Genomic DNA, 21,445 nt, shown 5'->3' on the forward strand with positions numbered 1-21,445 from the left:
GCCCCGGCGTATGTCACCTTCACTGAAAAATACCCTGGTCGGGCTGCTCATTCTCGCCGTCCTCTTCCTCATCGTGGAGCGTGTGCTGGGCAAGGCGCGCGGGCCGCTGCTGCGCCGCGGATGGCTGACGGACGTGGCGTATTTCTTTTTCACCCCTTTTGTTACGCGGGTGCTTTCCAAAGGTGGGCTCATCCTGCCTGCCGTACTGCTGGTGTGGTGCGGGGTGGCCAGTGCAGAGGACTTTCGCCAGCAGACCTATGCGGGCTTTGGCCCCCTGGCCAGGCAGCCCTTATGGCTGCAAGCGATCGAGATCTATTTGCTGGCAGATTTCCTTGCCTACTGGAGCCATCGCCTCTTCCACGGCGGGCGCTGGTGGCCCTTCCATGCGGTGCATCATAGCTCGGAAGATCTCGATTGGCTGAGCAGTATCCGGGTGCATCCGGTGAATGATCTGGTGAACAAATTCTTCCAGGTCACGCCCCTGCTGCTACTGGGGTTCAACCCCTGGGTGACGCTTTCCACCGCGCCCTTTTTCACCCTCTATGCCATCTTCCTGCATGCACGGGTGGACTGGGATTTCGGGCCGCTGCGTTACGTCATCGCCACACCCATGTTTCATCGCTGGCATCACAGTCGCCTGCGCGAGGCCTGGGACAAAAACTTTGCGGGCCTCTTTCCCTTTTGGGATCTGCTCTTTGGCACCTTCTTCATGCCGCGTGGTCGCGTGCCGGAGGACTTCGGCGTGGCCGGAGGTTTCCCGCAGGACATGGCGGGTCAGCTTTGGGAACCGGTGCGTCGGCTTTTGCCTAACCAAAAGCGGTGTGATACACTGGATGCGGATCAGGTGGGATGATGCCCTTTACAAACGCGCTAGCCAGGCCAGGGACTCCTAGCATGAATGACGTCCCCTGTTTTCTCGAAGTATTGAGGGGGTGTCCTGGCCGATTCCAGAATAGGCTGAGGTTTGGCTGTCTCCGTCGTGATCGTTTCCAAGGGTTGCCCGCGGGCGTTCAGGAATTCGACCTTTGCTGTGTATCCATAGTCCTTTAGCCGCAGCAGAGAGTCCTGGCTGACGGCCGCATACCATTGCTTCCACGCCTGGCGGGTGGGTAGTAGTCTTCTGTCATCGGCCTTGGAAGAGGGGGATGAACTTCGGGATTTTAGGGAGTATTCCGTACGGACAGCCATGTTGTGATAGGTGAGGTAGTAGCCAGCCATTCCCTCGACGACCATAACCCATAGGTTGCCTTCTTCGTCCGTGGCTGGCGGGAGGTTCTGAACGTCGTACACGGGGGTCACTCGATTGCTGCCTGGCAGGCCTGAGAGGACGATGCGGACTTTCTCGATGAGTTCGGATTTCAGATGTCTCTGAAGCTGCCTAGACTCAACCTTGCTACTGATGCTGCAACCTGGAATCGTAGCACACAGGCATGATCCGCAGGTCACTAAGAAGGCCCACTTGATTCGTATGAATTTTTGAAAATGCATTGGGTTTGAGGTGGCGCGACAATGCCACAAATCGGCCAGGAAAAATAAAGATTCGCATCTCTAAACTTTATGTCCCAGCCCGTTTTGGCCTAGGTCGGAAGAGTTGGGCCAACGCGACCCCTTCGCAGGGTAACGGCTATCGTGATGGGTACTGTGGTGTCCTGCAATACAGGGCTGTTTTTTGTCGTGCGAAGTGCCCTAGATCGGCGGTGATGACTCTGAATGAGCTTGCTCTTAAAGTGTTGATTATCAGTGATTTTATGTTCGACGGTGATGAGTTGGCATACGCCATGCCTTCAAGAGATGCTGTCAACTTGAACCCCCTCACCCATCATGAAAAACACACTCCTTCCTCTTGCTGCTGCCTTCACATTGCTGACTCCGATAGTGACGATGGCAGGTCCCAAAGAAGACGAACAGGTGCGCCAAGCGGCCGCAGTAATGACCCGCTTCAAGACGATTCCTGAAACCGAAATTCCTCAGCATGTGCTGCGCAATGCCAAAGGTCTGGCCATCGTGACCATGACCAAAGGTGGCTTCATGTGGTCGGGTAAAGTGGGCCAGGGCGTCGTCGTGGCCCGCAATGGCCGTAGCTGGTCTGGCCCCTCCTTCATCGGCACGGGTGGTGTCGGCTTTGGTCCCCAGATCGGTGGTCAGGTCACCGAGTTCATCTTCGTGCTGAACACGCCTGAAGCTGTGCGCGCTTTCTCGAATGATGCCAACGTCCAGCTCGGCGGTGCTCTCAGTGTGGCCGCAGGTCCCGTGGGCCGTAGCGCCGAGGCGGGCGTGACGCCCAATGCAGCCGTCTATGCTTATAGCCGTAGCCAGGGCCTCTTTGCTGGTATCTCCTTGGAAGGGACGGTGATCGCGACGAAGAAGAAAGCCAACGAGCGCTACTATAATCGTCAGGTTGAGGCCTCCACCATTTTGGCCGGCAAAGTGCGTGCCCCAGCAAGCGCCAGCCAGTTGCGCAACACGCTGTAAGGCGCGGTGAAGTCCCTGCGGAGGACGATCCCCCCAAGCGGCCCGGGTTTTCCTGGGCCGCTTTTTTGGGTCGCTGCGTCCGCTAGGTATTGTAGCCGCGTCCGCCAGGACGTGGTGTTTGGGGAGTGTCGGAGGTTCTTTTTACCCGCGTGACAAATCCGGGCTTGCATCGGGGTGATGGTTTCCTGTTTCTGGAGACGTTCTCTTTCGCCTTATGAACCGCCGCTCCTTTTTCCGTTCGTCCACCGCCCTGGCCGCCGCCTCCGCTGGGGCTGCCCTCGCTCCCCGTGCCTCCGCCGCCGTCATTGACAAAGCAGCGGCAGATCCCGCCTACAAGATCAAGAACAGCGGCATCAAACACACCCTCATGGGGTGGTGCTGGAAGCCGATGGACACGCTCGTTTTAGCCCAGCATGCCAAGGACATCGGGCTGGTGGGCATTGAGGGCATCGATAAAAAATATTACCCCGATGTGAAGAAGCTGGGACTGGGCATCAGCCTCGTGGGCTCGCATGGTTTTGCCAAAGGCCCCTGCAATCCAGAGAACCGCGACTTCGTCATCAAGAGCCTCACCGAAGGCATTGATCTGGCCGCCGATGTGGGCTGCAAAAAGGTCATCACCTTTACCGGCATGAAGTTTGAAGGCATGGATCGCGGCAAGGCCATCCAAGACTGCCTAGACACCTGGAAGGCCGTGCTGCCGCATGCCGAAAAGAAGGGCATCACGCTGGTGCTGGAGCACCTGAACAGCCGAGATAGCAGCCATCCCATGAAAGGCCACCCCGGCTACTTCGGCGACGACGTGGACTTCTGCGTGGACCTCATCAAGCAGGTCGGCAGCCCGAACTTCAAGCTGCTGTTCGACATCTACCACGTCAGCATCATGAATGGCGATGTCATCCGCCGCATGCGCGAGCACAAGGAGTACATCGGCCACCTGCACACCGCAGGCAATCCAGGCCGCTGCGAGCTGGACGAGAACCAGGAGATCAACTACCCCGCCATCATGAAAGCCGCCCTCGAGATCGGCTACCACGACTACGTCGCTCATGAGTTCATCCCCACCTGGGACGATCCCATCTTGGCGCTAAGGCATGCCTGCATGGTGTGTGATGTTTGAGTTTAATACTCATGCGTGCGTTGTTTTTGGCAGGTCTGTTTTGTGTAACCATCCTCTTTTCCTGCTCGCTCATCCTAGTTTGGGAAGTGGGTGTGGATGAGAATATGGTTAGGCCGTTTTACCCCACATCTTTTGTGGTAGAGCTGGTCCTGCTTATCTCACTGGTTAGTGGCATCCTGGCTTTCGTCGAAAGCAAAACACGCAGGCCTATTGCCTTGATTTGGTATGTGATGGTAGCGATTCTGTTCATCGGCTTTTGGGCCGGACTCCCCATCGTCATGACCCACAAAGCCATTATTTCCTGGCAGCGTCCTGCGATGACCGCCAGGAGCAATCTTGACTCCACAAGCTCGATCCAATAAATCCCAGAGGAACTTTTTGCCCATGAAAACCATACTCATCTGTCTGCTGCTGGTCCTTAGCACTACCTGGAGCATGGCGGAGGAGAGCTTGATCAATACCTTCGGAAATCACTCCTATGCAGAGCATGGGGTGGTGGTGGAGATTACAGACAGCGGTGATGTCTCGGTAAGCATCAAGATGAAGTTTGATTTGCCGGGTTTCAAAGGAGCTGTGGGCACGGGTAAGAATGCTCCCATGAAAATGCTTCCAGGGAAATGGGCCCTGCAATTTGTACCGCCTAACGAACTTTGGATTCATGATGGTCTGGGGCAGATCCGGCTGATGGAAAGAACCCTCACTCCCAGTGGCTTCAAAAGTTCCTCCAGCGATGTGGTGTCTGAACTCCTGATTAAAGCCCCGGAGAAGCTGAGGCAGCAGATGATAGCCAGCCAAACCGAGCAAGCCGGAGGCCAATGAAGGGGCTGAAATCTTTCTATGATGCTTGCATGAGCAGTCGTATGCGTCACCTGATGAAAGGCTGGAGCATTCGCGCCTCGTGGATTCTCGGGCTGCTAGGACTGCTGTGCTGGGTTGATTTTGTGGCGTTAGAGATTCTGGTGGAACAGGAATTCCTGTCTCAGGAGGGACATGACCATGACGCTTACGAATCCATCGGCAGCCCTTACCTTCCCCTTCTGGTTGCCGGATGTTTGGCTTTCATGGGCGCTTTGCTGATGCTTGCTCTGCGAGTCATCTTATCCTTGGCGGAGTTTCTAGGACGACTGATCATGCTGCAACCCCGCCACAAAAGTACTTCCTGAGGTTCTTCGCGCTCCAGTCCGGGGTAAGATTTCCAAATTTCTCCTTCCCTCGGTCGCACATCTCCTTGAAGAATGCCGCGCTTTCCGGCGTTCTTTGTGACCGCTTTTCCGAAAAACCTGTCCTTCCCCCGTCAACTGCCTCATGTCCTCCCCCAAAGCTCCTTCCTCCACAGGCCGCAACATGGCCCTCATTGCTGCTTTCTTGGGCTGGCTGTTTGATGGATTTGAAATGGGGCTGTTTCCGCTGATCGGCAAACCGGCGTTGCAGGACCTGCTGGCCTCCCGCATCGCCCCGGAACTGATGACGGCGACCCTAGACCGCTGGTTCAGCGTGATCATCGCCACCTTCCTGGTCGGCGCAGCCACGGGTGGGGTGTTCTTTGGCTGGCTGGGCGACCGCATCGGCCGCGTGAAGGCCATGTCGTTTTCCATTTTCACGTATGCCATTTTCACGGGCCTGTGCGGCTTTGCCACCGAGGCCTGGCATGTGGCCATCCTGCGCTTCATCGCCTCCCTCGGCATGGGTGGCGAGTGGGCCCTGGGCGTGGCCCTGGTGAACGAACTCTGGACCAAGGGCAACCGCGCGTTTGTGGCTGGAGCCATCGGAGCGGCGGCCAATATCGGCTACCTGCTGGTGGCCGGGCTGAGCCTGGGCATGAATACCTTCATCGGCACCATGCGTAGCTGGACGCTGGCCCTGGGCGGCTCTGAAAATCTGGCGAACTACCTGCTGGACCACCAGGCCTGGCGCTTCCTCATGATCATCGGCGCTCTGCCGGCGCTGATCATCTTCTTGATCCGAATCTTTGTGCCAGAATCCGACAAGTGGGAAGAAGAGAAGGCCTCCGGCAAGACCAGCCACTGGAGCACGGTGGATCTCAACGGCGTGCTCATCGGTGCCATCGCCGCCATGGTCATCATCTGGTCTTGGTCGCCCATGGGCATTGATGCCGGGGTCACCACGGTGGTCGCCGCGCTGATCACGGTCACCTGCTTTGCCATCGTGGTATGGGGTTACCTGCTGCCCGTGCGCCGTTACCTGGGCCGTGCGGAAAGCGCCGGCAGCATCACAGAGCAGAGCCGCATCACCATCCGGCGGAATTTGATCCTGGGCGCAACTCTCGCAGGCATCGCCCTGCTGGGCACCTGGGGGGCAGCGCAGCAGAGTGCCAAATGGTCCAGCTCCTCTGAACTGAATGCCAATGGCTACACGAACGTGGCCCAGTTTACCCAGATCGCCACCTCCCTGGGAGCCATCCTGTTTGCCTTCATCGCCCCGGTCATCGCGAATATCCTGAATCGCCGCCAGACCTACTTCCTCATGTGCGTGGCCGCCCTCGGCTCAGCCCTGCTATTCTACAAGACAAACACCATCATCGGGCCTTGGTTCTTTGCCACGGCCTTCCTCATGGGCGGTCTCACGGCGAGCTTCTATGGTTTCTTCCCACTGTATCTGCCAGAGCTTTTCCCGACGAGCGTGCGCGCCACCGGCCAGGGTTTCTGCTTCAATGTGGGCCGCATCATCGCTGCCATCGGCGGTCTCCAGATCGCGAATCTGGTGGGTGTGTTTGGCTCCTCGGCGAATGCTTACTCCGCCCTCTGTGCGATCTATGTCGCAGGCATGTTGCTGGTGTGGTTCGCCCCGGAGACGAAGGGTAAGGCACTGGCGTGAGGCAGTTGCGGGAGCTCGGAGATATGCCGTGTGCTTTCTCCGCGCGGAGATTCAGTGAGCACGGGATTTGGGCCGCTGCGCGTCCGATGTTTTAGGATGCGGACAAGAGTGTCCGCGCTCCCCTCGTTGCCCTTAGACAGCCAAGGCAATGTGGTGGCATCGGTCGTGAACGAAGCCGTCCCGGGAGGAGCGTGGACACTCCTGTCCGCATCCACCCGCTGCGGGAGCGCAGCGACCCTGATTCTAATTCTAGAGGCCCATAGGCAGAATGCTGCGGACGGGGTTAAAGTCGTGGTGTGAAATTTTGCGCTCCCCTCGGAGCACTTGCGTTGAAGCATCCGCAGGCCACAGTGCCTGCTCCCCTTTTTTCCGTGGCCTCCTTTTACACTTACGAACAGCTCCAGCATTGGGCCGATGTGGCCCCCACACTGCAACCTCCGGCACGGCTGGCGGTCATCGGGGATCCCATCGGTCATTCGAAGTCCCCGCAGATGCACAACCCGGCCCTGCAAGCCTGCGGTTTGGATGCGCAGTATGTGCGGGTGCAGGTGCCTGTGGGCCGGGTGAAGGAAGCCTTTGACCTGTTCATTCAAAATGGATTCCAGGGGGTGAACATCACCATCCCGCACAAGTTCGAATCGCTGGATGCCGTGGACTTTGTGGACCCGCTGGCCCGCCGTTTGGGCGCGGTGAATACCCTGGCGATTCGCGAAGGGAAGATGCACGGGTTTAATACCGATGGCCCAGGCTTCCTGCGCAGTGTGAAGGAAGCCTTCGGTGCAGAGGTGAAGGACTTGCGCGTGCTCATTCTCGGCGCTGGCGGTGGTGCCGGGCGTGCCGTGGCCGTGCAGAGCGTGCTGGCGGGATGTCAGCATCTTTGGTTAGCCAACCGGACGGAGGCCAAGCTGGCTCCGCTGGTGCAAGAGCTCGCGTCTTTAGGTTCTGCCCAAGTGCAGACCTGCACGCTGGATCACGCCGATCTGGAAACTCAGTTGGCGGATGTGGACCTCATCGTCAACGCGACCTCCCTGGGCATGAAGGCGGACGATGCCCCGCTGCTGCCCGATGGCTGCCTGGAGTCCCGCCACTGTGTTTACGACATGGTGTATCGTGCCAGCGGCCCGACGGAACTCATCCAGGCCGCCGTCAAAGCCGGTGCTCGTCATGCCGATGGCATGTGCCTGCTGCTGCACCAGGGCGCGATCTCCTTTGAGCACTGGTTCCCTGGTGTCACCGCCCCGCTCGAAGCGATGCGGCAGGGGCTGGCGGATGCGAATGCCTAACCGAAGGAGTGGAGACGCACCTAGCGCGAAGCGTCTTGGAGTGCGGTGGCAGAGAGGCACGTGCACAGCGTGCCTCGGCGACACCGCCCTCGCCGAAGGAACACAGGAGCTTTTTTTGAAATTGTGGCGTTGGAGGAATGGGGGCATCAAGTCGGCATCTCTTCCATTTCGAACGAGGGCATGATCCCCAATGGGGTGGCCTACCCTGCGTTCGAAAGCGGTGTCGCCGAAGCCTCATGGCTCCGGCTTCTTTGCCACCGCACTCCAGGACGCTCCGCGGTTACGCACCGCTACCCTCTCAAAGGCACCACTTTGCGGTCCAGGTCATGGCTGGCATGAATGTGGCGCACGGTGCCGCTGCGGGAGCGCATGAGGATGCTGTGGGTCTCCACCCGATGGCCGATGAGCTTCACGCCGGGCAGTAGCGGGCTGTCGCTGATGCCCGTGGCGCAAAAGAGCGCGCTTTCGCCCATGATGAGGTCATCGCTGCGGAAGACCTGGTTCATTTCGGCTTCGCTGGTGGTGAGGGCCACTTCCGCGCGGTGCTCCTCATTGTGGAACCACATGCGCACATCCATGTCACCGCCCAGGCACTTTAGGGCTGCTGCGGCCAGCACAGCCTCTGGGCTGCCACCCATGCCCACGTACATGTCCACGCCGCTATCTGGCAAGGAGGGGGCCACGGCGGCGGTGATGTCGCCATCGGTGATCATGCGCAGGGCCGCGCCGCAGGAACGCACTTCTTCAATGATGCCACCGTGACGCGGGCGGTCCATAGTCACCACCACCACATCGCGGACATTTTTTCCCAGGGCTTCAGCGACAAAGGCAATGACTTCTTTCAAAGGCATGTCCAAGAAGCTTCGATCGCCCTTCTTCTGCAAGGCACGTTTCACCGCAGGGCCATAGGCCAGCTTGTGGCTGTAAAAACTGGGGATGTTTTTCATCGCGCTCGCGGCACCGTCCGGCTTCTGTGCAGCAGCGATGACGGAGATGCTGTTAGGCGTGCCCTTGGCGATATTCGTGGTGCCGTCAATGGGGTCCAGGGCAATGTCAAAACGTGGGCTGCCCGACTTCCAGGTGCCCAGGTGCTCGCCCACAAAGATGCCGGGAGCATTGTCCTTGATGCCCTCGCCGATGATCACCTCGCCCCGGATATCCAGGATGTCGAACACGCCGTAGATGGCGCTACATGCCGCTGCATCCGCCAGTTCCTTCTCACCTCGGCCTAACCAATGAATGGACTGCAGGGCCGCATTCTCCGTGGCGCGCACGAATTCAAATTCGAGCACGCGTTCGAGATCGAGAGGGCTGCGCAGGGGCGGTAGGTTGGAGGACATGGCGGTTGGTTAGGGAACAAGGCCCAGGTGACCCAGACTGCCAAGGGCGGAAGTGTATCCGATTTGGCAATCCCTGTTCAGTTCCCGGCAAGATAGAAGCCAGCGGGCAGGAATGGAAAACACATTTGCATTCATTTTCAGGCCTTGGCATCGCGGGTGGTTCCTGTCATTATTAACGGATGACCCTCCGCCCACTAGCTGATCTAGATGCAGATCTGCGTCAGGTGCTTTTGCAGCGCCTGAAGGTGCGCTGGACCCATACCTCGACAGCCTTGGAAGGAAACACGCTGAGTGAGGGAGAAACTCTGGGCGTTCTGGAGTATGGCCTGACCATCGCAGGCAAGCCGCTGGCTCACCACAATGAGGTGATGGGTCACAGTCGGGCCGTGGACCTGCTGGATCAAATGATTGGCCGAGCCCTAGCTCCGGCAGATCTTTTTGCACTGCATCAGGCGGTGCAGACGGCCGCCGTGGTGGATGCTTTTCAGCCCCTAGGAGCCTGGAAGGTGGAACCCAATTCAACTCTGGCCAAACAGGGCGGTAAAACGGTCATCAATGACACCTATGCTTTTCCGGCGGATGTCCCCGAGTTGATGAACGTCTGGCTCGGTGAGCTGAACCAGCGGTGTCTCGCTGCTACTACCGACGGATTTGAAGACTATGTGTGGGCTCATGCCACTTTTGTCCGCATTCATCCCTTCGCTGATGGCAATGGTCGAATGGCGCGTCTGCTAGCAAATTTGCCTTTACTAAACCGTGGGCAGATGCCGCTGCTCATTCCTGCCGAAAAGCGGCTAGCCTATATTGAGGCTCTCGCCACTTGGCAGCTCGCCTGTGGGCCCATGAAACGTGGCCAGGCCCTAATGGTGCAGGAGGAAAAACTGCAAGCCTTTCAAGACCTCTGTGTCGAAGCCCAGGCCGCCGCTCAGGCTATGCTGGACGAAGTTCTGCAACTCCAACAAAAACGCCGTCTCTTATGATCCTTTCCGCCCAGCATTTGACCAAGAAATTCCCTGGTGTCATCGCCCTGAAGGACGTGTCGTTTGACCTGCGGGCTGGGGAGATCCACGCGCTGTGCGGGGAGAATGGCGCGGGCAAAAGCACGCTGATCAAGTTGCTCTCGGGCATCCATCCGCATGGCAGTTACGAGGGGCGGTTTGAAGTGGGGGAGAAGGAAGCTCGCTTTCATTCCATCTCGGATGCAGCGCGTGAGGGCATCGCTGTCATTTATCAGGAACTGGCGCTGGTGAATGAGATGACCGTGGCGGAAAACATCTTTTTGGGCAGCGAGCCGCGACGTTTTGGCGGCTTCATTGACTGGCCCAAAATCCACCGCGAGGCCAAGCTGCTGCTGGACCGTTTCAAGGTGGATCTCGATCCCGCCGAGCGTGTCGGCTCCCTGGGCGTGGGCCAAAAGCAGCTCGTGGAAATCGTGAAGGCGCTAGCCAAGGATTCGAAGATCCTCATTCTTGATGAGCCCACGGCCGCCTTGGCGGAGCATGAGGTGCTGATCCTGCTGGACATCCTCAAAGACCTCCGCGCACGCGGCATGGCCTGCGTGTACATCAGCCACAAGCTGGACGAAGTCTTCGCCATTTCTGACCGCATCACCGTGATTCGTGATGGCAGCAGCATCCTGACGAAGGAGGCCAAGGCCATGACGAAAGCGGAGGTGATCCGACACATGGTGGGGCGTGAAATTACAGATCTGTTTCCGCGCCGGGCCGCCACGCCAGGGGCCACAGTGCTGAAAGTGCAAGATCTCTCTGTGAAGGACGAGCACGGCCTGCCGCGCTTGCATGACATCAGCTTTGACCTCCGTGCGGGTGAGGTGCTAGGCATCGGTGGCCTCATGGGGGCTGGGCGCACGGAACTCTTGATGCACCTCTTTGGTGCCTGGGGACGCCGCAGTAGCGGGCAGGTGGAACTGAATGGGTTCAGCCTAGATGGCTTGCCACCAGCGAAGGTGCTACGCGCTGGGCTAGCCTTGGTGAGCGAAGACCGCCGCCGTTATGGGCTGGTGATTGAGCAAGAAATAGGCTTCAACATGTCGCTCTCCTCGTTAGGCCAGTTTAGCCGAGCTGGGTTCGTTAATCGCAGCGAGGAAACCTTGCGTAATCAGGAGTATTTCAAAAACCTGCGCGTGAAAGCCACCGGGCTGGAGGCCATCGTGGGCCGCCTTTCTGGAGGCAATCAGCAAAAAGTGGTGTTGGGCAAGGCGCTGATGACGGGTCCTCAGGTGGTGATGCTGGATGAACCGACCCGAGGTATTGATGTGGGAGCCAAGCTGGAGATCTACGAACTTATCAATCAACTCACGGCGGAAGGGAAGGCCGTGCTGCTGGTTTCCAGTGAACTGCCGGAACTCATCGGCATGAGTGATCGTATTTTGATGCTGAATGAAGGCCGCATCGGCGGCAGCTTCACGCGAGCAGAGGCCACGCAGGAAAAACTCATGGAAGCCGCGATGGGGCAGACAATGACGGCCGCCTAATCATGGGACACGAAACAATTTCCCGCTGACGGGATCTTTGGCTAAGGCTCCGCTGGGCAGGCCCTGCACATCCAGCGGCACGTGGGGGGCGAAAGGACTTTTGACCATGCCGGGGCGGATTTCAGTGGCCACGGGATGCTGGTTTACTGTGGGTTCCTGCGGTGGTTGGCTAGGAGTTGGGGGGGGAGCCATGCGTTGGGACGATGGCATGGCACGGGTTTGAGGGGCGATGGATTCTCGAGGTTGCAGTTTGGCCGTCCCCTGGCCATAGGCGGAGTAAAGATGCGATTTTCCCGTGGTGGAAGGGGACTTGCTGGGTTGTTTGGTCGGCGCTAGCCATCCACTGGGGTAGCCTTGAGGCTGGGGCCGTGGATGGACGGGCAAGAAGCGACGTATCTCTGGACGTGGTCCCTGGATGATGATGAGTCCTGGGCGTGTCCGTGGAGGCTCTGCTGCTAGAGCGGGAACAGGCAGGGCTGCCACGAGTAGTCCGCCGAACGTGAGGAAGAGGAAAGTTTTCATGATGGAAGCGCTTCCAGTAAAGACAACGGATCTGGCCTAATCATCGGTAAAGCAAAAAAGTCTCCAACTCTACGGCTGCGTGCAAAATTCACTTTCATGCAAAAAGTTACATCCACGTTTGGCGGACTTTTCGATTTAGAAGCACACCAGGGCGAAGCGGATGCATCTGCCCAGCCTGGTCTATCAACCTCATCACCATTATGAAAAAGTCCATCCTCACTCTCCTTGCCGCTTCTGCCCTTTTCGCTGTGAGCTGCAACAAGGAAAAAGCTGCCATCGAAGATCGCAAGGAAGCCACTAAAGACGCGATTGAGGCACAGAAAGATGCCGTTGAAAAAGCGGCTGATGCAGCCAAAGAACAGGCTGATGTGAATGCCAAGATCGAGAAGGCAAACATCGAAGCAAACAAAGAAGCTGCCCAGGCCCAGGCCGAAGCTGACAAAAAGAAAGCTGAAGCTGCCGCAGAAGCTGAAAAAGCCCGCGTGGACGCACAGGCTAAGTAATCGGTTTTACCCTTTTCGACCAAGAATTCCCCGTGATTTGTCTGCCTTTAGGGCTGGGCAAATTGCGGGGTTTTTGCGTTTTGATGGTGTTTTTCAGGGAATAACCAGTGGGACTTCATCTCGCATACCGAAGTTAAGCCTTTGATTATTTATGAAACCATCCTTTTTGTTAAGCTCACGTCTTTGTGCTCTCCTCGTCATGTCGGTTATCCTTCCCAGTTGTGCAAAAGCCCTGGATGGAGACTTTTCGAATCCTGTCGAAATAGGGCTGGTCCAGTGGGGGCGAGATGTGGATGCTGGTTTACTCATGTCGAAGACGACCGGAAAACCTTTGTTTCTGCTTTTTCAAGAGGTGCCAGGATGTTCTGGGTGCCAGAAGTTTGGCCAGGAGGTCTTGAGTGATCCGGCTATGGTCAAAGCCATCGAAAATCATTTCATTCCTGTCTTCATTGCGAATAATCAGCTGGGAAAAGATGCGGCGACGCTGAAGCGTTTTAATGAACCAGCATGGAACTATCAAGTGGTACGGTTTTTAGATGCGAACGGCGCAGACTTAGTTCCACGCAAAGACGGAGTCTGGACCGCCAAACCGCTGGCGCAGCGAATGATCGCGGCATTGGAGAAAGCAGGTCGAAAAACTCCACCCGAGCTTAAGTCGCTCGCGGGTATCAAAGCCGCCATGACTGAAAGAGCGGCTTTTGCTCAATATTGCTTTTGGACGGGAGAGATGAAATTGGGCCAGATCGAAGGTGTGGTCACCACGGAAGCAGGCTTTTATGATGGCCATGAGGTGACCCTTGTGGAATTCGATCCTGGTGTTCTCCCATTCGATGAATTGGTCAAAAAGGCGACGGCGGTTCAATGTGCTGACCGGGTTTATGTGAGTACGGAGGACCAGAAAATCCTGGCCAAAAAAGCGGGTCATCAGCAGGTGAGTGAACTGCAGGCTGGGTACAGAGCCGCCCCTGATTCTGACCAGAAAAAACAGCTTCAGGGCACCCCCTTCGCCAAGCTTGAACTTACGCTAAAGCAGGCGACCAAAGCCAACGCTTATGCACGTAGCCAACCGGCTATCGCGCAGAAATATCTGACGCCTGAACAGGTGAAAAGGCTGCGTTAGCTCTTGATGGGGCTCCCCACGTAAAGCAGGTAGCGCCAGAGATCACCGTAGCCAGTATGGACCTGGCGCGTGAGCGGCTGGAAGTGCTGATTTAGGCACTCCAAAACCTGTCCTTCCATGCGCACATGGTTGACTCCCATCCAGCGGCGGAACCAGCTCCAGCGGCTCTCATGAAAATCAACCACGGCGATGCTGCCGCGCTCGCTGAGGTCTGCCCGGCAGACGCGTAGGACCTCGTCATACCCAGGATTGATCATCGAAAGGGAGTAGCTGAAGACGATGAGATCAAACTTGGGACCCTCAGCGATTGGGGCCTCATAAGCTTGATGCAAAAGTCCGACGCGTGGGCCGAATTCTTTCAGCTTTGGTCGTGCGCGGTCTAGCATATCTTGGGAAAGATCCAGGCCGATGATTTGGGCTTTTGGAAAAGCGCGGGCCAGTTCGACGAGGTTTTTCCCTGTGCCGCAGCCGATTTCTAAAATGCGCTCAGGCATGACCACATGGGCGGCTGCCCGGTGAATCAAGCTCCGGCGACCAAAGAGAAAGGCCCACCGCGTAAGGTCGTAGATCTGCGCATGCCAGCGGTAGTAGCCGGTGAGTGACTTCTGGTTAGGGGCAGCGGTGCTCATGCGATGACATCTGCGAGAAGGGTGCAGCCATAGGTGCCTACGCGGTCTTGCTGGTGCAGGCTATCTGCCAGGGGTTGATTCAGACGCAGGCGCTGGAGGGCGAAGTCTGGGATGAAGTCAATAACGGGGCTGGCGGAACGCATGAGGATGCGGGTGCCAGGACGGCTATTTTCCAAGATGAGTTGCCACTCTTCCGCCAGGGCTAGGGGCTTGTGAGCAGCGAGCCAGTCTTGATGATCTAAAAGAACATAATGAGAGTACTCTGCGGGATTCTCGCGCAGGAAATTGGCCACGGTGCTGCTGTGGGTGGTGATGCGGTCACTGAGAGATTGCAGCAAAGGTTGGTGTTCTTTTTTCAGGTAATTCGGGCAGCAGTCATAGGTATAGCGGCCGGTGAGATAGACCCGCCAAAAGTAGTTGTCTTGGAACGGCACTTCGGTGAGCACATGGGCCATTTTAGACTGAATAAACCCCGTCAATCCACCCGGGAATTGGGTCTCTATGAGGCGGATTTGTGCCCTGGGAACACCTAGCATGGTCATGGCCATGGGTTGCCGCACTAGCCAGGAAACGAGGCCATTCCAAAGTGCTGGTTTGATCTCTTCATAGAGGCGGCGTTGTTCTTCGGGGGTTTCCGATTGTAGAAGTGCCTCCACATATTCACGAACACGGCGGCTGCGTGAAAAGGTCTGAAGGGCGATCCAGGCCATCTGGCCAGCGGTACCACGGTAGTAAAAGGACGGGTTCAGCGGCGTGCTCTGGAAGTAATAATGTTTGGCCTCCCAGTAGCGTCTGGCGAAGGGGTGTAAATCTCCGTGGAGGGAGGCCACTAGGTCTTTGAACTGAAAATGCGAGCCGTGCCCGAAGAGCTGAAAAAGATCGTCAAACTGGCCACGGTGGATCATGGCGATCTTGAGTTGGAGAAGGGCATTTTGGCGTGGGTTCATGTCCACGGCGTGGATCTCAGCCGGGGAGTCTAACAGATAGTCTAGAGCATTGCAGCCTGCGCTGGTGATCATGACCACGCGACTTTCTGGCCGCAGTTCCAGCATTTGGCGGTCCAGTCGTGGATCTTCCCAGCAGGTGTTATAGACGAGGTTGCCACCATGGACCCGGTTGAAAATAACGTCGTGAGCCCTCTGCGCGAGGGGATGAAATGAGGTGCGTGCGACCATGGGCTGCACAGAAAGCCTGAATGTGGCTGCTTGGCAGGCGGCTTCGTGCAACGAATTCGTCAGAGGGCCAGATCAGTCTTTAGAATCTATGTTCCCAGATTTACGGATGGCGCGGAGGAGACGCCAACCTAGGTAAACGCTGATCATGTAACCCAGTGCCCCGAAGACCGACACCCCCCAAAGAAGAGGCTTGGCATTGCTGCTCCAAAGTTGGGATGAACCGAGGAAGATGGCGGCGGTGAGCACACCCAGAACGAGACGGTTGATGATGGGATCTAGATGCCGATGATCGAGATGGACCGTGAGGGTGCCGTCCCGGAAACGTGCCAAGAGATCTGTGAGATCCCGGGGCAGAGCACTGAGCAAGCGATCCCAGTCACGATAAGTGCGGCGGGCGCGCCTAACCAGACGTGTGGGGGAGAGACGGCGCAGGATCATGCGCTGGCAAAAGGGCTGCATCAGCTCTGCGAGGCTGACTTCCGGGCTGAAGCGGCGGCTGGTGCCTTCGAGGACGATCAAAGTCTTTAGCAGGACCGCCAACGGTGGCGGTAGGGTGATGTGGTAACGGCGGATGATTTCGATCAATGATGTCAATGCGTGCCCGACATTGATGTCGCTAAGGGGATGGCCCACGAAGTCGGCCATGAATTCATCCAGGTCACCGCGCAGACGCTCGCGATTAAAGTCGGGCGGTACCGACCCTAGACGCAGCACTTGTTCGGTCACCTGACTGGAATCGTTTTCAACGATGGCGAGGAGGAGGCTCTCCACTTCATCTCGGAGTTCGTCATCAATGCGGCCCACCTGACCACAATCAATGACCCCAACCACACAACCGGGTAGGAGCATGAGATTTCCGGGATGAGGGTCGGCATGGTAAAATCCGTCGCGAAACACCATCTCGAGGTACATATTGGCCCCGCGTCGAGCGAACTCGGCTAGGTTTTCACCTGAACGGCGCAAAGCTTCAATGTCCGTGCCTGGGACGCCTTGCAGGTGCTCCATAGTGATGATCTGGCTGGAGCAAAGATCTGCATAGACTGCTGGGATGCGGACGTTGGCTTCATCGGCAAAGTTGCGCGTGAATTCCTCGATGTTCCGCTTTTCATAAGTGAAGTCCATCTCACGCAGCAGGGCTTTGCGAAACTGCCGCACGATGGCCACGGGCTGATAAGGACGCAGGGCAGGTGAGTGTTTTTCGAGCAGTTCGGCCATGGCCTGGACGATCTCTAAGTCGGTGGTGCTTTTCGCCTCAATGCCGCTGCGGCGGATTTTTACAACGACATGCTCACCCGTGTGAAGCCGGGCTTTGTAAACTTGCGCGATGGAGGCAGCCGCCAGAGGAATGTCTGCAAATTCAGCAAACAATTCTTCAGCAGGTTGGCCGAGATCCTCCAAAAGGATAGCATGGGCGGATTCGACGGGTTCGGCAGGGACATTGGACTGAAGCTCAGCCAGCTCATTTGCCATCTCTGCGCCCACGAGGTCGGGACGGGTGCTGAGCATCTGCCCGAGCTTGATAAAGGTGGTGCCCAGTTCCGTCATGGCCATGCGCACGCGTGCTGGGGTGGTGAGATCCGACAGAACTTGGCCGTCGGCACTGCGCAGTCGGTTGTTCAGCCACGGGTAGTCAAAGCCGCCAAAGAGATCTGCCAAACCGTATTTGCCGAGGACAGCAGCGATTTCGCCGAGCCTTTTTGCATGGCGTTCCAGTCGGGCCAGGGGTTCGATCTTCATGGGGAGTAATGTAGCGAGCGGCGGCCACTGCCAAGAGCATTCCTTGTCAGGAAATTAGGAGCCACAGTGAAAGGTCGTGGACAGCGCGCGCAAATGATCCACCTGTCTGGAATGCACGCGGCTGGCCCCAAAAATCCCCTTCACGGAATCACCCTCGAAAAAATGGTGACGGATCTCCAGGCCTACTATGGCTGGGACATGCTGGGGCGAATGATTAAGATCAATAGTTTCAACTGGCAGCCGAGCATCAAATCCAGTTTGACCTTCCTCCGGAAGACACCCTGGGCCAGACAAAAGGTGGAGGAACTTTATGTGGACACATTGCCTGACCTGAAAGCCGCCGCAGAGGGCAGAGCTGTAGCCCCGTCTCAATGGCGGGATGAGGAAGTGCCTGAGGAAACCGCGCCTGTGACCGAAACCAAGGTGGAAGTGAGTGCGCGGGAAGCTGCGGCTGAGGCGGGTGGAGAAAATGTGACCACGCCCGTTGCCAAGGATGCCCCCCCTCAGGCCTAGCAGCCTGCGCCAGACTCCTGGAATGCAGGGCTCACCCTGGCGCGGCTACAAAGGGCCTACGATTGCTTGCAGGCCTTGATGGTGTTCGCCATCAGCATGGCGATGGTCATGGGGCCGACACCGCCAGGGACGGGGGTGATGGCTTTGCACTTGGGAGCGACTTCCTCAAAGGCGACGTCTCCGACGAGCTTGTAGCCTTTCTCCGTGCCGGGGGCTTCGACACGATTGATGCCGACATCAATGACGACAGCGCCTTCACGTACATGTTCGGCCTTGAGAAATTCGGGACGGCCAATAGCAGCGATGATGATGTCTGCCTTCTGGGTAATAAAAGCGAGGTCTTGGGTGCGGGAGTGGGCGACCGTGACGGTGGCGTCGCCGCCGGGGCCTTTGGCCATCAGCAGCAGGGCCATGGGCTTGCCCACGATCATGCTGCGGCCTAGGACGACGGCGTTGGCACCTTTGGTTTCGATGCCGGCATCCATAAGCAGGCGCTGGCAGCCTAGGGGCGTGCAGGGGACAAAGCCGGTGGGATCCTCCAGGGCCAGCTTAGCCACGTTCACGGGGTGGAATCCGTCCACATCCTTGGCCGGGTCAATGGCGCGCACGATGGCGGCTTCATCAATGTGCGGCGGCGGAGGGCTCTGAACGAGGATGCCGTGGATTGCGGGGTCGTTGTTCAGCGCGTGAACATGGGCCAGCACTTCCTCTTGAGTCGTACTGGCGGGCAGTTCCAACTTCACCGAATGCAGGCCGAGATCGCGGCACTTTTTGTCTTTGGACCGAACGTAGGCGCGGGAGGCGGGATCGTCGCCGATAAGCACCACGGCGAGGCCGGGTTTCTTGCCCACCGCCGCGAGGGCGGCGATGTCACGACGGCATTCTTCGAGGACTTTTTCAGCGACGGCGGCTCCAGAGATCAGTTGCATCTCTTTTGGTGAATCAGGCCGGGGGCGGAGTCAACGACGATCCCAGCCGGGAGGGAGCGGAATTCATCATTGACGTACAGCATGTTTTTTGTCCAAACCAACTGCTGATCTGCCTTATATGGACCAGTATGACTACCCGCCGATCCTTCCTTTCTGCCGTGACCGCTGCTCTGGGCGGCTCTCTTTTCGCTGCCAATGGTCAGCCTAAGAAAGTGCTGCTGATGTCCGCCTGGGACACGGTGAATATAGGAGACATCGGCCATACTCCAGGGACTCTGCACATCCTGGAGCAGCACTTACCAGAGGTGAAGGTGGTGGTCTGGGCCATGAAATTGGATGAACGTGTGCTGGCTATGCTGAAGCGCCGTTTTCCAAAAGCGGAATTTCTCCAGGGAAATCTCACCGGTAAAAAGCCGAATGACGAAGCTCTTCGCGCGGCCATCGCGAGCTGTGACGTTTTTATCCGCAATTCCGGCATGGGGCAAGATACAAGCTGGATGAAGCACTGCCGAGACCTGGGCAAACCCTACGGCGTGTATGGTCAATCCTATTTTGACACCATGGTGACTGGGGATAAAGGCGCGGAAAACATGGCGCTGCTGAATACGGCTGCTTTCATTTATACACGGGAAAGTCGCACGCTAAAGATGCTGCAAGGAGCTGGGGTGAAGACGCCGGTGCTAGAATTTGCACCCGATGGCTGCTTTGGCATTGATGTGCGGGATGAGGAGCGCGGTCTCGCCACCATGAAAAAACTGGGGTTGGAGGACAAAAAATTCATCACGGTGTTGCTGCGGACAAATACCCCTAAAGCTCCCGGTGTGGATGACCCACGCCCACAGAAACTGAATCCGCTTCACCCCACTCCTCAGCAAGTGGAGGATGATCAACGCCGGGCTGCTGGATTCCGTGAACTGATCACGAAATGGGTGCAGGCCACGGGCTACAAGGTGCTCATCGCCCCGGAGACTTTCAAGGAAATGGAGCATAACAAACGATTGATTCATGATCCACTGCCGAAGGAGATCCAGAAGCATGTGGTGAACCTGGAGTACTTTTGGAATGCCGATGAGGCCGCCTCCATCTTTGCGCGAGCGCACACGGTGGTGTGCCATGAGCCGCATTCCCCCATCATTGCCCTCGCCAATGGCACACCCATCATCCACTGGTTCTCAGAGTTCCACGGCCTGAAGTGCTGGATGTTTGAGGACATCGGCCTGAAGGATTGGCTACTGGAAATTGATACGATCCCAGCGGAAACGGTTTTCCAGACGGTGATGGCCATCGAGAAGGATTACCCTGCCGCCCAGGCCAAGGTCAAGAAGGCCATGGACTTTGTGAAAGAACGCCAGACTTCCACCATGAGCGTGGTGGGGAAAGTTATCCAGGCTCGATGAATGGGCGGATGGAGGCTGCGGGTTTTACCCTTTAGGACCCGCTGTCATCCATGGAATGTAGCAGTGCGAGGAAACATGATTTGGGGTGGGCTCGTATTTGTCTGCGTCCTGAATCCACTGAATTTATGTGCCGCTTTTTTATTGCTCTCTGTTTGCTGACCCAGGTCGTTAGAGCGGGTGTTTATGAGCCCGATTGGGCTTCGATCACGCCGCGTCGAGTGATTCGTTTAAGTGATGTGGATGGAGCCGCTCTGGTGGCTGCCGTGGCGGCACTCAAACCGGGGGAATGTCTTGAGCTTGCGGCTGGCACTTACACGGTGGATTCGTTTTGGAATGTGCAAGTCTCTGGGACTGCGGAGGCCCCGATAAAGATCCAGCCTGCTGACGGTGCGCGGGTGGTCATCACCCGTTCAGATGCTCAACAAAACATCATCAATGTGGGGCAGTCTGCACCGGTTTCGCATCTCGTTTTTCGGGGCATTGAATTCACGGGTGGCAGCCATGGGATGCGCCTGGGGCATTGCAGCGATGTGTGGGTGGACCAGTGCCACATCCACCACACGGGAGGTCCCTGCATCACGGCGAATAGTGCCGATACTCGCCGGCTTTTCCTCACCCGCAATCACCTCCATGATGGCGGTGGCCATGGTGAGGGCATGTATCTCGGCGGTAATGAGGCCTCGGTGATCATGAGTGAAAGCGTCATCGCTCTGAATCACGTCCATGATTGCGCTGGTAGTCAGGGAGATGGCATCGAAGTCAAGCAGGGCTCCTGGGGAAACCTTATCGCTGAAAATCACATTCACGATACTCAATATCCGTGCATCACGGTTTATGGAACGGGAGGTAAACCCGTGAATATGATCGAGAGAAATCTCTGCTATCGCAGTGCCGACAATGTCATGCAGGTGCAAGGAGAAGCCGTGGTGAGAAACAACATTCTGATCGCTGGTAAAAACGCCGGTTTTTCCAGCATGGATCACCAGGGTAAGACGCTGAATCTTCAAGTCATCCACAATACCATCATCAATACGGGACACGCTTTTAGTGGTCGTTCATGGAATGGCCGGGAAGGTTTAATTCTTGCCAACAACATCGTGTATTCTCGGGATGCCAATGCCCTCCACTTTCCCAATGGCAGTGAAGGGGCGAATCTGGCTGGAAACGTGGTGCTGGGGGCAGGGGACAAACACCGCCAGACCGTGGGGCGGAGCTTGGAACAAGACCTTCCAGACTTGAGCTGGGATGGTGCCAAACATGATGCGAAACCTTCCTCCACAGCGCCTTTTGCCCAGGCCGAGGGGTCGCATTTACAGGCTACGGACTTTCACGGGATGCCCCGTAGCCAGCCCATCAGTGGTGCGGTGACACGCTGA

General features: G+C 57.2%; 21 protein-coding genes and 1 pseudogene. 15 read left to right on the forward strand and 7 right to left on the reverse strand.

Annotated elements, in window-relative coordinates; all coding sequences use genetic code 11:
- The first annotated feature begins 10 nt into the window (after positions 1-10).
- Positions 11-853: a sterol desaturase family protein gene (locus tag HNQ64_RS05675; protein WP_184206340.1), complete on the forward strand. Its 843-nt coding sequence runs from the start codon at positions 11-13 to the stop codon at positions 851-853.
- A gap of 17 nt (positions 854-870) precedes the next feature.
- Here the strand turns inward: HNQ64_RS05675 and HNQ64_RS05680 are convergent, their stop codons facing one another.
- Positions 871-1,446: a hypothetical protein gene (locus HNQ64_RS05680; protein ID WP_184206342.1), complete on the reverse strand. Its 576-nt coding sequence runs from the start codon at positions 1,444-1,446 to the stop codon at positions 871-873.
- A gap of 375 nt (positions 1,447-1,821) precedes the next feature.
- Here HNQ64_RS05680 and HNQ64_RS05685 point away from each other — a divergent pair, with 375 nt between their 5' ends.
- The 7 genes from HNQ64_RS05685 (at position 1,822) to aroE (ending at position 7,710) form a co-directional block, all read left to right on the forward strand.
- Positions 1,822-2,472 (forward strand): lipid-binding SYLF domain-containing protein, encoded by a 651-nt coding sequence (locus HNQ64_RS05685; RefSeq protein ID WP_184206344.1) that lies wholly within the window; start codon positions 1,822-1,824, stop codon positions 2,470-2,472.
- A 214-nt stretch (positions 2,473-2,686) separates the two neighbouring features.
- Positions 2,687-3,592, forward strand: coding sequence for a TIM barrel protein (locus tag HNQ64_RS05690; protein WP_221305354.1), 906 nt, complete (start codon positions 2,687-2,689; stop codon positions 3,590-3,592).
- A gap of 11 nt (positions 3,593-3,603) precedes the next feature.
- Entirely contained in the window at positions 3,604-3,954 is a 351-nt protein-coding gene (locus tag HNQ64_RS05695) for a hypothetical protein (protein WP_184206346.1), read from the forward strand.
- 22 nt (positions 3,955-3,976) lie between these two features.
- Complete coding sequence (locus tag HNQ64_RS05700) at positions 3,977-4,411, forward strand: hypothetical protein (RefSeq protein WP_184206348.1); 435 nt, start codon at positions 3,977-3,979, stop codon at positions 4,409-4,411.
- 29 nt (positions 4,412-4,440) lie between these two features.
- Positions 4,441-4,755, forward strand: coding sequence for a hypothetical protein (locus HNQ64_RS05705; RefSeq protein WP_184206350.1), 315 nt, complete (start codon positions 4,441-4,443; stop codon positions 4,753-4,755).
- A 142-nt stretch (positions 4,756-4,897) separates the two neighbouring features.
- Positions 4,898-6,427, forward strand: coding sequence for an MFS transporter (locus HNQ64_RS05710; protein ID WP_246430958.1), 1,530 nt, complete (start codon positions 4,898-4,900; stop codon positions 6,425-6,427).
- A 350-nt stretch (positions 6,428-6,777) separates the two neighbouring features.
- Positions 6,778-7,710, forward strand: a complete 933-nt coding sequence (aroE, locus tag HNQ64_RS05715) for a shikimate dehydrogenase (protein WP_184206352.1) — start codon at positions 6,778-6,780, stop codon at positions 7,708-7,710.
- Positions 7,711-8,000: 290 nt separating this feature from the next.
- Here the strand turns inward: aroE and glpX are convergent, their stop codons facing one another.
- Complete coding sequence (gene glpX / locus HNQ64_RS05720) at positions 8,001-9,050, reverse strand: class II fructose-bisphosphatase (RefSeq protein WP_184206354.1); 1,050 nt, start codon at positions 9,048-9,050, stop codon at positions 8,001-8,003.
- A gap of 179 nt (positions 9,051-9,229) precedes the next feature.
- Between glpX and HNQ64_RS05725 the strand changes: the two genes are divergently transcribed.
- Both HNQ64_RS05725 and HNQ64_RS05730 read left to right on the forward strand, forming a co-directional pair.
- Positions 9,230-10,030 carry a Fic family protein gene (locus tag HNQ64_RS05725; RefSeq protein WP_184206356.1) on the forward strand — a complete coding sequence of 267 codons (801 nt, stop codon included), beginning with the start codon at positions 9,230-9,232 and terminating at the stop codon, positions 10,028-10,030.
- A complete protein-coding gene (locus HNQ64_RS05730; protein ID WP_184206358.1) occupies positions 10,027-11,544 on the forward strand; it encodes a sugar ABC transporter ATP-binding protein in 1,518 nt (505 codons plus the stop codon). Before HNQ64_RS05725 ends, HNQ64_RS05730 begins: the two co-directional genes overlap by 4 nt.
- Here HNQ64_RS05730 and HNQ64_RS05735 read toward each other — a convergent pair whose 3' ends face one another.
- On the reverse strand, positions 11,545-12,066 hold the full coding sequence (locus HNQ64_RS05735; protein WP_184206360.1) for a hypothetical protein: 522 nt from the start codon (positions 12,064-12,066) through the stop codon (positions 11,545-11,547).
- A 200-nt stretch (positions 12,067-12,266) separates the two neighbouring features.
- On the opposite strand from HNQ64_RS05735, the gene HNQ64_RS05740 reads away from it, so the two are divergent.
- Together HNQ64_RS05740 and HNQ64_RS05745 are read left to right on the forward strand one after the other, a co-directional pair.
- Positions 12,267-12,569 carry a hypothetical protein gene (locus tag HNQ64_RS05740; protein WP_184206362.1) on the forward strand — a complete coding sequence of 101 codons (303 nt, stop codon included), beginning with the start codon at positions 12,267-12,269 and terminating at the stop codon, positions 12,567-12,569.
- A 199-nt stretch (positions 12,570-12,768) separates the two neighbouring features.
- Positions 12,769-13,689: a VPGUxxT family thioredoxin-like (seleno)protein, type 2 gene (locus tag HNQ64_RS05745; RefSeq protein ID WP_281382902.1), complete on the forward strand. Its 921-nt coding sequence runs from the start codon at positions 12,769-12,771 to the stop codon at positions 13,687-13,689.
- Here HNQ64_RS05745 and HNQ64_RS05750 read toward each other — a convergent pair.
- From HNQ64_RS05750 to HNQ64_RS05760, 3 genes are all read right to left on the reverse strand, one after another.
- Positions 13,686-14,318, reverse strand: coding sequence for a class I SAM-dependent methyltransferase (locus HNQ64_RS05750; protein WP_184206366.1), 633 nt, complete (start codon positions 14,316-14,318; stop codon positions 13,686-13,688). The two genes, HNQ64_RS05745 and HNQ64_RS05750, sit on opposite strands and share 4 nt — an antisense overlap.
- Complete coding sequence (locus HNQ64_RS05755) at positions 14,315-15,493, reverse strand: DUF3419 family protein (RefSeq protein WP_184206368.1); 1,179 nt, start codon at positions 15,491-15,493, stop codon at positions 14,315-14,317. Before HNQ64_RS05755 ends, HNQ64_RS05750 begins: the two co-directional genes overlap by 4 nt.
- A gap of 72 nt (positions 15,494-15,565) precedes the next feature.
- Complete coding sequence (locus tag HNQ64_RS05760; RefSeq protein ID WP_184206370.1) at positions 15,566-17,230, reverse strand: ABC1 kinase family protein; 1,665 nt, start codon at positions 17,228-17,230, stop codon at positions 15,566-15,568.
- A gap of 111 nt (positions 17,231-17,341) precedes the next feature.
- Here HNQ64_RS05760 and HNQ64_RS24275 point away from each other — a divergent pair.
- A pseudogene (locus tag HNQ64_RS24275) lies at positions 17,342-17,587 on the forward strand (VF530 family protein); the annotation flags it as partial.
- A gap of 212 nt (positions 17,588-17,799) precedes the next feature.
- Here HNQ64_RS24275 and folD read toward each other — a convergent pair.
- Positions 17,800-18,672 carry a bifunctional methylenetetrahydrofolate dehydrogenase/methenyltetrahydrofolate cyclohydrolase FolD gene (gene folD / locus HNQ64_RS05770; protein WP_184206371.1) on the reverse strand — a complete coding sequence of 291 codons (873 nt, stop codon included), beginning with the start codon at positions 18,670-18,672 and terminating at the stop codon, positions 17,800-17,802.
- 128 nt (positions 18,673-18,800) lie between these two features.
- Here folD and HNQ64_RS05775 point away from each other — a divergent pair, with 128 nt between their 5' ends.
- The gene (locus HNQ64_RS05775) at positions 18,801-20,069 is read left to right on the forward strand and encodes a polysaccharide pyruvyl transferase family protein (protein WP_184206373.1); all 1,269 of its coding nucleotides are present in this window, start codon (positions 18,801-18,803) and stop codon (positions 20,067-20,069) included.
- 125 nt (positions 20,070-20,194) lie between these two features.
- Entirely contained in the window at positions 20,195-21,445 is a 1,251-nt protein-coding gene (locus HNQ64_RS05780) for a right-handed parallel beta-helix repeat-containing protein (protein ID WP_184206375.1), read from the forward strand.

Origin of the sequence: Prosthecobacter dejongeii, from assembly GCF_014203045.1 — a bacterium.
Classification (GTDB): Bacteria; Verrucomicrobiota; Verrucomicrobiia; order Verrucomicrobiales; family Verrucomicrobiaceae; genus Prosthecobacter; species Prosthecobacter dejongeii.

Excerpts from the sequence above, each read along its gene's own strand:
- HNQ64_RS05685 (WP_184206344.1), top strand. The coding sequence starts at position 1,822 with ATGAAAAACACACTCCTTCCTCTTGCTGCTGCCTTCACATTGCTGACT.
- HNQ64_RS05750 (WP_184206366.1), bottom strand. The coding sequence starts at position 14,318 with ATGAGCACCGCTGCCCCTAACCAGAAGTCACTCACCGGCTACTACCGC.
- HNQ64_RS05730 (WP_184206358.1), top strand. The coding sequence starts at position 10,027 with ATGATCCTTTCCGCCCAGCATTTGACCAAGAAATTCCCTGGTGTCATC.
- glpX (WP_184206354.1), bottom strand. The coding sequence starts at position 9,050 with ATGTCCTCCAACCTACCGCCCCTGCGCAGCCCTCTCGATCTCGAACGC.
- HNQ64_RS05745 (WP_281382902.1), top strand. The coding sequence starts at position 12,769 with ATGTCGGTTATCCTTCCCAGTTGTGCAAAAGCCCTGGATGGAGACTTT.
- HNQ64_RS05735 (WP_184206360.1), bottom strand. The coding sequence starts at position 12,066 with ATGAAAACTTTCCTCTTCCTCACGTTCGGCGGACTACTCGTGGCAGCC.
- HNQ64_RS05700 (WP_184206348.1), top strand. The coding sequence starts at position 3,977 with ATGAAAACCATACTCATCTGTCTGCTGCTGGTCCTTAGCACTACCTGG.
- HNQ64_RS05695 (WP_184206346.1), top strand. The coding sequence starts at position 3,604 with ATGCGTGCGTTGTTTTTGGCAGGTCTGTTTTGTGTAACCATCCTCTTT.
- HNQ64_RS05690 (WP_221305354.1), top strand. The coding sequence starts at position 2,687 with ATGAACCGCCGCTCCTTTTTCCGTTCGTCCACCGCCCTGGCCGCCGCC.
- HNQ64_RS05725 (WP_184206356.1), top strand. The coding sequence starts at position 9,230 with ATGACCCTCCGCCCACTAGCTGATCTAGATGCAGATCTGCGTCAGGTG.
- HNQ64_RS05740 (WP_184206362.1), top strand. The coding sequence starts at position 12,267 with ATGAAAAAGTCCATCCTCACTCTCCTTGCCGCTTCTGCCCTTTTCGCT.
- HNQ64_RS05780 (WP_184206375.1), top strand. The coding sequence starts at position 20,195 with ATGTGCCGCTTTTTTATTGCTCTCTGTTTGCTGACCCAGGTCGTTAGA.
- HNQ64_RS05775 (WP_184206373.1), top strand. The coding sequence starts at position 18,801 with ATGACTACCCGCCGATCCTTCCTTTCTGCCGTGACCGCTGCTCTGGGC.
- HNQ64_RS05705 (WP_184206350.1), top strand. The coding sequence starts at position 4,441 with ATGAGCAGTCGTATGCGTCACCTGATGAAAGGCTGGAGCATTCGCGCC.
- HNQ64_RS05710 (WP_246430958.1), top strand. The coding sequence starts at position 4,898 with ATGTCCTCCCCCAAAGCTCCTTCCTCCACAGGCCGCAACATGGCCCTC.
- HNQ64_RS05755 (WP_184206368.1), bottom strand. The coding sequence starts at position 15,493 with ATGGTCGCACGCACCTCATTTCATCCCCTCGCGCAGAGGGCTCACGAC.
- folD (WP_184206371.1), bottom strand. The coding sequence starts at position 18,672 with ATGCAACTGATCTCTGGAGCCGCCGTCGCTGAAAAAGTCCTCGAAGAA.
- HNQ64_RS05760 (WP_184206370.1), bottom strand. The coding sequence starts at position 17,230 with ATGAAGATCGAACCCCTGGCCCGACTGGAACGCCATGCAAAAAGGCTC.
- HNQ64_RS05675 (WP_184206340.1), top strand. The coding sequence starts at position 11 with ATGTCACCTTCACTGAAAAATACCCTGGTCGGGCTGCTCATTCTCGCC.